At 62.4% G+C, this 12,219-nt stretch carries 9 protein-coding genes; 4 read left to right on the top strand and 5 right to left on the bottom strand.

The window, feature by feature from the left end:
• Positions 1–13: 13 nt before the first annotated feature.
• A complete protein-coding gene (locus ACMUJL_RS05655; protein WP_375568772.1) occupies positions 14–970 on the bottom strand; it encodes an IS5 family transposase in 957 nt (318 codons plus the stop codon).
• A gap of 452 nt (positions 971–1,422) precedes the next feature.
• On the opposite strand from ACMUJL_RS05655, the gene ACMUJL_RS05650 reads away from it, so the two are divergent.
• The 4 genes from ACMUJL_RS05650 (at position 1,423) to ACMUJL_RS05635 (ending at position 5,586) form a co-directional block, all read left to right on the top strand.
• Positions 1,423–1,668, top strand: a complete 246-nt coding sequence (locus ACMUJL_RS05650; protein ID WP_416914176.1) for a hypothetical protein — start codon at positions 1,423–1,425, stop codon at positions 1,666–1,668.
• A 122-nt stretch (positions 1,669–1,790) separates the two neighbouring features.
• Positions 1,791–3,806: an SIR2 family protein gene (locus ACMUJL_RS05645; RefSeq protein WP_416914175.1), complete on the top strand. Its 2,016-nt coding sequence runs from the start codon at positions 1,791–1,793 to the stop codon at positions 3,804–3,806.
• A 40-nt stretch (positions 3,807–3,846) separates the two neighbouring features.
• Positions 3,847–5,004, top strand: coding sequence for a hypothetical protein (locus tag ACMUJL_RS05640; RefSeq protein WP_416914174.1), 1,158 nt, complete (start codon positions 3,847–3,849; stop codon positions 5,002–5,004).
• Positions 5,005–5,022: 18 nt separating this feature from the next.
• Positions 5,023–5,586: a hypothetical protein gene (locus tag ACMUJL_RS05635; protein WP_416914173.1), complete on the top strand. Its 564-nt coding sequence runs from the start codon at positions 5,023–5,025 to the stop codon at positions 5,584–5,586.
• A 42-nt stretch (positions 5,587–5,628) separates the two neighbouring features.
• Here ACMUJL_RS05635 and ACMUJL_RS05630 read toward each other — a convergent pair whose 3' ends face one another.
• From ACMUJL_RS05630 to ACMUJL_RS05615, 4 genes are read right to left on the bottom strand one after another with little or no spacing between them, the layout of a single operon-like run.
• The gene (locus ACMUJL_RS05630; RefSeq protein ID WP_375569818.1) at positions 5,629–7,011 is read right to left on the bottom strand and encodes an MFS transporter; all 1,383 of its coding nucleotides are present in this window, start codon (positions 7,009–7,011) and stop codon (positions 5,629–5,631) included.
• A gap of 4 nt (positions 7,012–7,015) precedes the next feature.
• Positions 7,016–7,870, bottom strand: a complete 855-nt coding sequence (locus tag ACMUJL_RS05625; protein ID WP_375569820.1) for an SDR family NAD(P)-dependent oxidoreductase — start codon at positions 7,868–7,870, stop codon at positions 7,016–7,018.
• A 29-nt stretch (positions 7,871–7,899) separates the two neighbouring features.
• Entirely contained in the window at positions 7,900–11,022 is a 3,123-nt protein-coding gene (locus ACMUJL_RS05620; protein ID WP_375569822.1) for an efflux RND transporter permease subunit, read from the bottom strand.
• A gap of 5 nt (positions 11,023–11,027) precedes the next feature.
• Positions 11,028–12,128, bottom strand: a complete 1,101-nt coding sequence (locus ACMUJL_RS05615; RefSeq protein WP_375569824.1) for an efflux RND transporter periplasmic adaptor subunit — start codon at positions 12,126–12,128, stop codon at positions 11,028–11,030.
• Positions 12,129–12,219: the final 91 nt, after the last annotated feature.

Below are 12,219 nucleotides of genomic sequence, written 5' to 3'. Positions count from 1 at the left end.
GACAGACTCGTCCTCATGCCAGTAGCCGTCGTCGGACGAGGAACAGGTTGCCGAGCGCGAACAGTGTGAACAGATGGGCCCGGTTCTTTGCCAAACCGCGATACCGCGTTTTCATGTGACCGAACTGCCGCTTGATGACCCGGAAGGGATGTTCGACCTTGGCGCGCACCATGGCGATGATCCGGTTGATCTCCTCGTCGATGGGGTCGAGCTTGCCGCCCTTGGGCGCCTTGCGCATCACACCCCAGACCTTGCCATCCTTGCTGAACGCAGCCTCGCGCTCGGCGCTGACATAGCCCTTGTCGGCCCAGACCGACTTCTCTTCGCCATGGAGCAGTTCATCCCAGACCCGGCTGTCATGCACCTTTGCGGTCGTGGCCTCTAGGCTGTGGACAGTGCCGCTGTCCACGTCGACACCGACATGGGCCTTCATGCCAAAATACCAGTCATTGCCCTTCTTTGTCGAAGACATCTCGGGGTCCCGCGCCCTGGCCTGGTTCTTGGTCGAAGACGGCGCATCGATAATCGTGGCATCCACCAGCGTGCCAGAGCGCAGCGTGATCCCCTTGTCTGCCAGATGCGCGTTCACTTCGGCGAAGATCACCTCGGTCAGCCCGTGACGCTCAAGAAGATGCCGGCAGTTGAGGATGGTGGTCTCGTCGGGGATGCGGTCATAGCCCAGTTCGATCCCAGCGAAGCGGCGCATCGCTTCACTGTCATACAGCGTCTCTTCGGCCATCGGGTCGCTCAGGGCGTACCAATTCTGTAGGAAGTAAATGCGCAGCATCGTCTCCAGCGGCATCGGAGGCCGCCCGCCCTTCGGCCCAACCTTCGGGTAATGTGGCGCGATCAGCGCAAGCAGCCGCCCCCACGGAACCACCGCATCCATCTCTGCCAGAAACTGCTCGCGCCGTGTGATCTTCTTCTTCATCGCGTCGCAAAGGCCGGGAATGGCGGGCTGTTTGGGCATGAACACGGTCTCCTTCGATCGATGCCCGCAGCCTACCACATCACACTGAAACCGGCAGGTTTTTCAGACTTTCCTTAAATCATTGGACCGGAGCAGACATTGAGAGCTACCTCAGTAAGTGCCATAGCTTGCAATTTGTCGCTTTGTGCGTCGAACCTGACCTGCCCACCGGTCGTCCCTCGTTCATAGCGAGTGTCCTTGGGTTTGATATTGGTCGGTGTCAGGCTTGGTAAGTGCGCCGGGCGCTGAGCCCTCAGATTACGCAACTACCCCACCCCGCGCCGAAGCGGCTTTTTCTGGCCCGGCGCAGAAACACGACGGTGATACCCACCGGCCTTTAAAGTTGACGCCATGGCGCGATGTGACGGATCGGGGATGCAGCCGGTCATGATGGCTTCCTACTGGATGCTTTGTATGCAGGGGGGCGGCGCTACACCATCGTAAGCCCGTGGGTGATTGCAGCCACGATTGAGCGCGTCGGACTGCACGCCGCTTTTGAAGCTGCAATCCGGCGCGGAGCCGAGATCGATGTTTACGCCGATCCCTTTATAAACATGGGTAAGGTTGCTGGCGGCATTACCCAAATGGAAGCCGTTGAAAAAATTTTCTCCCAGATAGGTGTGCAACTACACAAGCTTCCAAAGCTGCACAGCAAGATCGTGACGATCGACTCCGACGTACTTTGCATCAGGCGTTAAGGTAATCAAGCGCGTCTGTTTTTGCGCCTGGTTGATTTGGGGAATATTCCCCTTCATTTGCGATGCACCAGCGACTAGGCTTGAGTTAAGCAATCTCGAAAAATGGAACAGGCTACCTTGGGATGCCAAGATTTATCAAAAACGGCCCGATCATCCCAGATAGTCTAGTACAGGAGCTGGAAGAAGATCGGGTGGTCACCTTCTGCGGCGCCGGTATATCGGCTGGAGCGGGTCTGCCTGATTTCCGGGGCCTTGTGGAATATTGCTATAATGAACTTGGAGCAGTCGCGCCGGCGGCGAAGGATCCGGAGTGGGGCTGGCTCGACCGGATGCTTGGCGCACTCGAAGGTGACTTTCCCGACCACATGCGAGCCAAGGTGGTCGAACGACTCGACATATCCGCGACCGACCTTACCTTGCACGAGGCGATCCTCAAGCTTGCGCGACTAAGGGGGCCGGTCAATGGCCATCGACTGGTCACAACCAATTTCGACCTGTTTTTTGAACAGGCCCAGAAAGGCATGGCGCTAGGAGTAGACTATCATTCGGGACCTGTGCTTCCGATCCCGCGCAACGACCGGATCGCGAGTTGGCGCAGCATCGTCTATTTACATGGTCGCCTCAATCCAAGCAGCCTCGACAACCAGCATCTGGTCCTCACCAGCGCTGACTTTGGTCGCGCGTACCTGACCGACGCTTGGGCAGCGCGCTTCGTGGCGCGCTTATTCTCCGAGTTCACCGTGTTGTTCATCGGCTACAGTCTCAACGACCCAGTGCTGCGATATATGACGGACGCGTTCGCCGCCGACGATGAGCTTTCGCGAAGCGGCCGTAAACGCGCTCCGGCTTATATCTTCGTACCTTATAAGGGGGCACCACCTACGCCCAAACCGTGGAGGCAGCGCCGTCTGGAGCCGATCTTCTACCGCGCGGCTTATAAACATCGCGCGCTCAAGAACACGCTCATCGAATGGGCTAGGGCGAGGCAGGACTACTTGGCGAGTGTCCGTACGATCGTGCAGCGCTATGGCACGCGACTGCCTAGTGCGCTGGAGCCGAGCTATGCCTCTAACCTCGTCTGGGCGGTCTGTGACCGTGACGGTGACGTTGGACACGGCGCGAAAATCTTCGCGGGTCTACCCGGTCCCGCACCTATTGAATGGCTTGGCGAATTCGAGCGGCGCGACAGTGAGGTTCGGGCAACCCACGCGGCAGAGGTCGAGCTCGCGAAGAAGGAAGGCCGCGAGCCGGCAATCGAGCCATCCTATCATATAGAAATGTTGTTCCCGCCGGTCGCTGATGGCGACCGAGAGACCAAGCTAAGCGGCCCGGCGTTCGAACTGCAGAACTGGTTGTGCCAACATTTGGAGAACGATCAGCTAGTCAATTGGGTGATCCAGAAGCTCAGCGCCAACAGGCGCGCGCATCCACGGTTGCGCGGGTTCATCCGCCAACGACTTGATCAGTCGCCATCGATCGCGTCGGGCTTTGCCATTTTCTGGCGCATCGTTGCCAGTGAGGGTGGCTGGGCAAGTGCCCCGGCACCTGAGTATGCTTTTTCCGGTGTTCAGCACAACCTCGCGGCCAAGCTTGGTGCCGCTTGGTTTGATCAGGAGCTGATAGCGGCACTTCGGCCCTACCTCACATTATCTCCAAGTTACCGTGTGGCGATGGGCGGTACTGTCGACCCGAACCGGTTTGCGACCATCGCCGACGCTGAAGTCAAGCTCAAGCGCTATCACGCCTTTCTAGTAGTCGACGCGATCGACGAATTGCCGAACGCAGACACCTTCTGGGCTGAACGACTTGATGCAATCACAGGGCTCCTGAAGCAGGTCTTCGATCTCTACGCGACGGTTGACAAAGCTAGTGCCAGCGGAGATCCAAGCGCGATGTCTCGACCTTCGATCTCTCCACATGCGCAGAACCGAAATTATGCTGAGTGGGCGCGGTTGTATGATTTGATCTGGCGCGGCTGGTCTGAAATCGACGCGACCGATTTACAGGCGAGTCGGTATTGGATCCAGCGCTGGCGGCGCCTGCCCTATCTGGGATTCCGGCGCCTAGCGCTCGCGGCGACAACCCAGAGCCGGCACTTCACTCCTGCGGAAAAGCTGGAGGCGCTGCTCCATGTCTAGCACGCCAGCGCTTTGGCATGCTACCTTTCGTAAGGAAACGATGGACTTGATTGCCAAGCTTTGGCGCGAACTGGACGATGCAGGACGCGAGCATCTCAGCAACGCAATTCTCGTGGGGCCACCCGATGCGATGCTCGCGCATATCGAAGATGATGAGCGCCCGATTTCGCGCGACCGGCGTATCTATGATCGGATCATTGTCATCGAACGTGTGCAGGAGCCACCTCTCACGCCCGCGCTCCAACAGCGCATGGACGAGCTGCGCGCAACCTATCCAAAGTGGCGAGCGGCCGATGGGGAACGCGCGCATTTTGGCAGCTGGACGGAATTTGGGTGGGGAGCGGACACCCGCTACAGCGTCGATGATCTGTCGGCTATGGCTGACGAGGCGCTTATTGAGGCTCTGCGAAGCGACATGGACCAGCGCGAGGACCTGCTCGACGCTTGGAGACGGTTGGTGAGCGAGCAGCCCAAGCGGTGCTTCGAGCTACTGGAGCAGCTCGCTCGCTCACCCGATCCGGGGCCAGCCGACGCTTGGGAGCATGGGCTGTGGGGTCTGCGCGATGCAGAAAATGCTGGGCCGATCACTGACCGCATGGTCAAGCTGCTGACCGAAGTTCCGGCAGCACTGTTCGAGAAAGGCGATGTGGTGCGCCGCGCCGCCGACTTGCTAGAAGCCAAGAGCCGATCCCTTCGCGACGGAACTGAGCCGGAAGGTTTTTGGGAGCTGTTCGATCGGGCGGTCTCGGCTGCGGGAAGAGAAGCGCTCGATGAGGAGCACGACTACGAGCAATATCAGCATGACTGGGTCGGCGAGGCGACCAATCGATCGCTCGGTCGTATTGCCACGGCGTTCTTCAATGCACTGTTTGCTAGACGTCTGCGAGTTGGGGAGAGACTGCCCGACGACCTGATCCATCGTGCAACCTTTCTCATGTCTCTACATCAGGAAAGTCACCGATCGGCACGCACGATCGGCGCAAGCCGGATCTCCTATCTTTACGCGATCGATCCAGAATGGACGGCCAAGAACCTGATTCCTGCATTCGGCTGGACGAGCGAAGAAGAGTTGATCGCAATGTGGCAGGGTTATGCTTGGCAGGCGCGGATCGATCCGCAGCTATGGGCAGCGCTCAAGGTCCACTTCTTGCCGCTGTTCCGGCAAGATCGGCTGGAGCGCCTCGGCAGATGGAGTTGAAACATTGCGCAATCCCTGATGCTCGCGGGGGTCGCGTTTGGTGCCGACCAGCTCAAGCGAGATGACGTGCGCGACGCTATTCGGTCAATGCCTGAGAATATGCGCGAGGACGCGGCCGCCTGGATAGCCGGCTACATGCACGCAGGTGAAGCCGACAATAGTAACGAGGAAGAGCCGATCGAGGGTTCGGTCGACCTGCGCTGGACGAAACGAATTTGGCCGTGGCTCAACCGCGTCTGGCCAACAGAAGCGAGCCTGCGCTCTGCCGGCGTTGCCGAGCAATTCGCGCTTGCTGCGATTGCGACCGATAAAGTCTTTCCTGAAGCAGTCGACAGTATCGCCAGCTATGCCGTAGCAAGCAACGGCTATCAGCTTATCCACCAGCTCAACGTCTCGGGCCACCCTGACGATCATCCTGAAGCCACTCTGAAGCTGCTCGATGCCTTCGTCACGCGGGAGCAGAATATGCGCTTCGGAGAAGATCTGCGCAAAATCTTAGAGCGCCTCGAAGCGACCAACTTGGTTCAGGACGACAATAGCTATCGCAACTGGGCGGCCCTAGTCGCGCAATGGCAGAATTAAATACATCAACATTTGCATCTCGTCAGCTCAAAATCCTGTTCTTTATGAAACTCCGAACTTTAGGCGAGTAGTGTTTTTTGCAGGGATTCCGATCGCAATGACCGCCGTCGCGGCGCTCAGCCCGGCGATCCACAGAAATGCCGTGTGGAACCCGGCAATTGGCGTATCGGGCTGGCCGATCAGAACAACGGCGAATGCGGTGCCGATGACACCGCCAAGCTGGCGGACCGCGTTGTTCACCGCACCGCCCACGCCGAACCGCGACGGCGGCAGTCCCGCAACCGCCGCGCCGGACAGCCCCACGAGTAGCAATCCGATCGCCGCACCACCCATGATCTGAAGGGGCAGCCAGAACCCAAGATATGACGGCGTCGGCGTGACCTGCGTGCCAAGAATGAGTTGTCCAGTGGCAAACACTAGCCCACCTGTCACGATCACGGCCCGATGGCCCACGCGGGTCACCAACCGACCTGACGTGACGGCCACAAGGATCACCACGAGAGGCCCGGGTGTCACTGCCAGACCCGTCAGGCCTTGGCCGAAGTCCCATATCCCGAGCAGGAACAGGAACGAGGTCAGGAACATCATCGCAAAGCCGATACCGAAGACGAATGTCGCCAGCGTGACGAGGGCATAGGTCCGGTCCTCGAACAGGGCCATGTCGATGGCGGCGTTCCTGCGTCCTTTCGCCCAAAGACCATATCCGATCAGAAGGATCGCGCCGGTCACCGCTGGTGCCCAGACCATGGGCGCAACGAGGCCGAGGCTTTCGATCTGCACGATCCCGTATGTCAGGCTCGATACTCCGGCAACGATCAGGCCGATCCCGATCAGATCAAGCCCTTCGCCGCGGGCCGCTCCGCCCAGCATTGGCAATCGGCGCCAGGCGAACCAGAGGATCAGCGCCCCGAAGGGCAGGTTAACGAGGAATGCCGCGCGCCACGTTGCCAGTTCGATCAGGATGCCACCCGCGCCAGGGCCTACAGCGGCACCAAGAGCGCCGACACCGCTCCACATGCCGACAATGGCTGTGCGTTTTTCGGGTGGGAACGCGCCGAGGATCAGGGCAAGCGATGCAGGTGTCAGGATGGCACCGCCGACCGCCTGAACGACGCGCGCGGCGATCAGGTAGCCTGTGCCAGGAGCCATCCCGCAGGCGGCACTGGCAAGGGTGAAGACCGTTACGCCGATCAGAAAGAGTCTGCGACTGCCGTGCAGATCGACAAGCCGACCTGCGGGCACCAACAGCGCCGCGTAAAGGATCGTATAGGCGTTGAGAACCCATGACAGGTCCGACGGTGACGCTTGTGCGAAGGACTGACGCAGTGCCGGAAAGGCCGCCACCGCGATCGTCGCGTCAACCGAGACCAGAAACACAGCGGCGCTTGCGACGGCAAAGACAATCCATGGGTTCACGGCTGGCATCGTCTCAGCCTCTGGCCGCAGGCGCGTTTGTACCCTGTGCCGTTTTGCGAGAGACGTCCTTGCCGACCATGCCCTTCATGATGACGCCCATCACCCGCACGCGGCCCCAGCGGGGCAGCATCCCCAGTGACCAACCAAGGAATTTGGCCAGGAAACCCGGCCGCACCGTGGTCTGACGCCCCAAAGCTGCAAGCGCGCTGCGGGCGACCATCTCGGGCGTGGCCGCCTGTCCCATCTGCATGCCCGCGCGGGCGGCAAAGCCGGTGCCGACCGGGCCAGGGGCGACCGACAGAACACTCACCCCATGGGGCCGCATCTCTGCTGCGATGCCTTCGGCAAAGCTTTGCACGAAGCCTTTCGTGGCGGCATAGGTGGCCGACAGGGGCGCGCCGTTGAACCCCACAAGCGAGCCGAACAGCACGATCCCGCCGCGCTTTTCGGCCGCCATTCGCTGTCCGAACCCGTAGGACAACTCCACGACCGACCGGCAGTTCAGGTCCACCATGTTGATCTCGGAGGCCATGTCCTGATCAAGGAACGGCCCGATGGACCCAAAGCCCGCCGCGGCCACGACAAGCCCCACAGGCGTGTTTTCCGTATGCGACATCAGTTCTGGCACAGCGGAGGGATCGGACAGGTCCATCGCAAGCACGCGCACATCCCCGCCGAAACGGGTACCCAGATCCAATGCCATTTCCTGCAGGACATCGCCCCGTCGCGCGACGAGGATCAGGTCGAAGCCGTGTTCAGCCAGTTGGGTGGCAAAAGCGCGGCCGATACCGTCGCTGGCCCCAGTGATGAGGGCGGCGGGGCCGAAGCGGCGCTTCAAAGCGCTGTCCTTGCTTGGTTTGTTGGTCATTCCGGTCGCCCTTTCCTGTGGCGTTGGTGTCATTCGCCCGCGAGGCGGAGCGGCGTGATTTTGGGTTGAACAGCTGCAGGTTGGCCTGCGTCCGGTTTCGGCTTTGAGATGGTCAGAGCGAACATCTGCGGCGTGAAGGCGAAGGCCAGCGTGACCGACAACGCGACACCGCCCGCGACGGACATGGCGAATGGTGGCCAGAAACCGCCGCCGCCCAAGATCAGCGGCAGAAAGCCGCCAAAGGTGGTAATGGTGGTCGAGGTTATGTGCCGGGCAGAGCCCGCCACCACATCGACCATCGCCGCGCGATCGCCCGCTGACGCGCGCGGGTCTTCCTGCAGGCCAGACAGCACGATCAGGGCAGCGTTGATCGACACCCCGATCGAGCCGATCACCCCGATGATCGCATTGATCCCGAAGGGATAGTCGAACACCGCCAGCGCCAGCATCGACAGCCCCGCGGACAGCCCTGCAACCGTGAAGGCGATCAGTGTCAGGCGGAACGAGTTGAAGGTCATCACCACGACCGCGATCGACAGGGTGATGATCAGGCCAAGGGGCGCGATCAACGCCTGCACGGTCGAGTTGCGCGCGTCACTGTCGCCGCCGGTTTCAAGCCGGATGCCCTGTGGTGGGGCATAGTCGCTCGCCTCCAACACCGCCATGGCTTCAGCCAAGGCGACAGCGGGCAGGATGCCGGGCATCAGGAAGGCCTGAACGGTATTCACCCGCTCGCCATTGCGCCGCGTGATCGTGCTTTCGGATGGTTCCAGCCTCAAGCTTCCCAGCGTGGACAGCGGCACCGCGGGAAACTGGCCCGCACCTGCGACCGCGGCTGCCCCCGGCGGCAGGATCGGCATATCGCCGATGGCTACCGGATCACCGCGCAAACCTGCGCCAAGGCGTACGCGCACCGGTAGCTCTTCGGTCCCTTCGAGAAGCGACCCGCCGGTGACGCCTTCCAGCCCTGCCTCCATCTGCCGGGCGACCTGGCCCAGATCGAGGCCCAAGAGACGTGCACGGGACTCGTCGATTTCCAATGTCAGCTTGGGCGAGCCCCCTGCAATCCCAGTGCGGACCATGGCCACCGTGGAGACCTCGGCCAATCGGGCGCGCAGGTCGTCGCCTGCAAGGCGCAGTGCGTCGATATCCTGACCCACAAGCCGCAGTTCCACCGGCGCATTGACCGGCGGACCTTGTGTCAGGCTGCGGATGACAAAGCGAGCCTGCAGGAATGCGGGCGGCAGATCGGCCTGCAGCTCGTTCAGCAGTAGCTCGGTCGCAGCGGGGGATGCGGTGCGGATCAGCGCCTGTGCAAAGGCCGGGGCCTGATCGCGGTCACCCACCATGTTGTAGTAGAAGGCTGGTGCCGACCGGCCCACGACCCATGCAACGTCCAGGACATCCGCCTCGGCAGTCAGCCGCGCGTCGATCTCGCGCACAACGCGCATGGTCTCGGCGATGCCAGTCCCTGAAGGCAGGTCGACCTCGATATGAAACTGGTCGCGGTCCACACCGGGAAAGAACTGCGGTGTCAGTGTCGGCAGGGACAGGAAGCCGATCAGCGGCAAGACTAGCGACAGCGCCACGGTGCGGAGCGGATTTGCCATCGACAGGGCCAGCACCGCACGAAAGCCGCGCATCAATAGTCCGTCGCGCGCGGGTGCTCCATCGCCCATGCGCAGCCAGCGCCCGGCGACGGCCGGTGTGATCGTGACCGCCACGACAAAGGACCACGCCAGCATCACGATCACGGAAATCGCGATTGAACCAACGAAATCCCCCGCAGGCCCCGGTAACAGCAGAAGCGGCAGGAAAGACAGGATCGTGGTGATGGTGGATGCCGCAAGCGGCATTGTCAGCCGCCGTACGGACCCCGCGACGGCATCCAACCGCGTCAGGCCCGCGCGCAGACGCTTGCCCACCTCGTCCGTCATCACGATAGCGGCATCCACCAGGAGGCCAAGCGCCACGATCAGGCCGGTCACGCTCATCTGATGGATCGGCACCGCCAGCGCGTTCAGCGTAGCGACGGAGGCGAGCGATACGACCGGCAGCACCATCGCCACGATCAGCGCGGCCCGCCAGCCCAAGGTCACAAACAGCACGACCACGACCAGAACAACGCCGACGAGCATGTTCATGCCGACTTCTGCCAGACGCTCGAGTGTATAGCGGCTCTGGTCGAATACGGTCTCGATCGACAGGCCCCAAGGCAGTGCCTCGGCTTGGGTCGCGACAGCGGCGCGGATGCCGGTCATCCAGCGGTCGACTTGCAAGCCGACGCTCAATTTGGCGGAGACTAGGATTGCAGGTTGGCCCTGAAACAGAGCGGTCTCGGCCAGCGGCAGGCGCGGGCCACGGGTGATTTCGGCCACATCACCCAGAAGCGTCACGCGGCCATCCGCATCCTCGCGCAGGACTACGGCGCGCAGACGGTCGAGCGAGGTGATCTCGCCCGTAATCCCGAGCACCAGATCGGTCTCCTCGCCGCGTAGGCGGCCGGCCTGCACCTTGGCATCGGCGGCGCGGATCGCAGCGGAGACCTCGTCGGCGGTCAGACCAAGGGCTGCGGCGCGGTCGGGGTGGAGGGTGACCAGCACCTCCTCTTCGGGCACTCCGTGCAGATCGACCAGACTCGTGCCCGGTACGCGCCGCAACCGGTCGGCCAGCGCCTCGGCTTCGCGCGCGGCACGGGTCGGGCTGAAGCCTTCGGGCATGGTCAGCGCGAAGATCGCTGCATAGCCGCCCGCGCCATCGCTGTCGAAATCGGGCTCCAACACACCCACCGGGAATTCGCGCTGCGCATCGGCAACCGCGTCACGGACCTGCGCCCACAGCTGTTCAATGGTTTCGGGCGGGACAGTCTCGATCAGTTCGACCGAGATGACCGAGATGCCGGTGGCCGAGGTCGAAGACACCTCTGCAATTTCGGGGATGGTGCGCAGTTCGGTCTCGATCTTGGCGGTCACCAGCGCCTCGACCCGCGCGGGGTCCGCGCCGGGGAATACCGTGGTGATCGTGGCGAAGATATTGGTGATCGTGGGGTCTTCCTGCCGCCCGATGGAGATAAGCGCCGACATGCCTGCCGACAGGATTACCAAAAGCGCCAGCATCACAAGGCGGGGTTGACGGAAAAACAGCGTATCCATGCGCATCACTCCACCTGTGCCAGCACAAGCTGGCCGGGTGCTACGCGGTCGGGCGCCTCGGCTACGATCCGCGCGCCGGGGGGCAGGTCGCCGCGCAGGAACACGCGATTGCCGTCGCTGTGAATGACCTCGACCGCTGCAGGCAGGGTGCGGTCGCCCTCGGGCGTGGCCTCGACCGCCATCACCGACCAGGACCCCCGCACGCCCTCGCGCAGAGCGCTCAGCGGCGCCCAGAAGCCGGGCTCTTCGACATTCTGCGTCAGCAGCAGCGCCACGGTGTCGCCCAAAACGGGGGTGGCCCCCTCGGGCAAGGTGACAACGACCGACCGACTGCGTGTGTTCGGGTCAAGATCCGGTCGGATCTGGCGCAGTGTGGCGTCCAGTTCCTCACCGCCCAACGCAATGGTGACGCGGTCCCCGACGGCTAGCCCCGCGGCCATTTCGGGTGGCAGACCGACCCGGGCGCGGGCGGGCTCCGTGTCAAAAAGGACCAGAACGGTCTGGCCGGCCGCAGCTGTCTGTCCGGGATCAGCCATCCGCGCGCCGATGCGGGCGGGATAGGGGGCCGTCAGCACGGACTTTTCCAGCCCCACGTCAACGCCCGCAATACGTGCGCGGATGGCCGTCATCCCGGCCTCAGTGCGCGCCAGCGTCAGCCGGGCATCGTCTTGCGCCGCGACCGAGCGAAAGCCCCGTTCGGTTAGCGCGTCATTGCGCGCCAGCGTCAGCCGGGCCAGTTCGGCATCTGCGGCCAAGGCAGCTAGTTCCGCCTCGAGCGCCGCGCGTTCGGGGATTAGTGCGCTGGTGTCCAGTCGGGCCAGCACCGAGCGGCTCGCCACGACATCGCCTTCCTCGACCAGCACCTCGGTGATGCGCCCACCCAGTTCGAAGCCCAGTTCGGTCCGCGCTGCCGCCTCGATCTGGCCTGTGAACCGGCGGGTGACGGTGTAGCCCGGTGTCAGCTCTACCGGGATCACGCCAACGGTCGTTTGCGGCGCGCCGTCGTCGGCAATAGCTGCGGCCTCGGTCGAGATCAGCCCGTAGCCTGCATAAACGGCGAAGGCCGCCACGCCAAAGAAGAACACGGTCGCGGTCAGCGTCACCATGCGGCGCAGCGCCCTGCCGAGTCCTGTTTGTGCCGTGTTGGTCATTGCCCTGACGCTCCCTCAATGTTAGAGTTTCTTACATAAGTTAGAA

This window comes from Seohaeicola sp., assembly GCF_048006315.1.
Classification (GTDB): Bacteria; Pseudomonadota; Alphaproteobacteria; order Rhodobacterales; family Rhodobacteraceae; genus Seohaeicola.
The sequence above is the reverse complement of the archived record's forward strand: the minus strand, read 5'-3'. Positions and strand labels throughout refer to the sequence as shown.

Coding starts and splice junctions, on each gene's coding strand:
- ACMUJL_RS05655 (WP_375568772.1), bottom strand. CDS start 970: ATGCCCAAACAGCCCGCCATTCCCGGCCTTTGCGACGCGATGAAGAAG.
- ACMUJL_RS05645 (WP_416914175.1), top strand. CDS start 1,791: ATGCCAAGATTTATCAAAAACGGCCCGATCATCCCAGATAGTCTAGTA.
- ACMUJL_RS05640 (WP_416914174.1), top strand. CDS start 3,847: ATGGACTTGATTGCCAAGCTTTGGCGCGAACTGGACGATGCAGGACGC.
- ACMUJL_RS05635 (WP_416914173.1), top strand. CDS start 5,023: ATGCTCGCGGGGGTCGCGTTTGGTGCCGACCAGCTCAAGCGAGATGAC.
- ACMUJL_RS05630 (WP_375569818.1), bottom strand. CDS start 7,011: ATGCCAGCCGTGAACCCATGGATTGTCTTTGCCGTCGCAAGCGCCGCT.
- ACMUJL_RS05625 (WP_375569820.1), bottom strand. CDS start 7,870: ATGACCAACAAACCAAGCAAGGACAGCGCTTTGAAGCGCCGCTTCGGC.
- ACMUJL_RS05620 (WP_375569822.1), bottom strand. CDS start 11,022: ATGGATACGCTGTTTTTCCGTCAACCCCGCCTTGTGATGCTGGCGCTT.
- ACMUJL_RS05615 (WP_375569824.1), bottom strand. CDS start 12,128: ATGGTGACGCTGACCGCGACCGTGTTCTTCTTTGGCGTGGCGGCCTTC.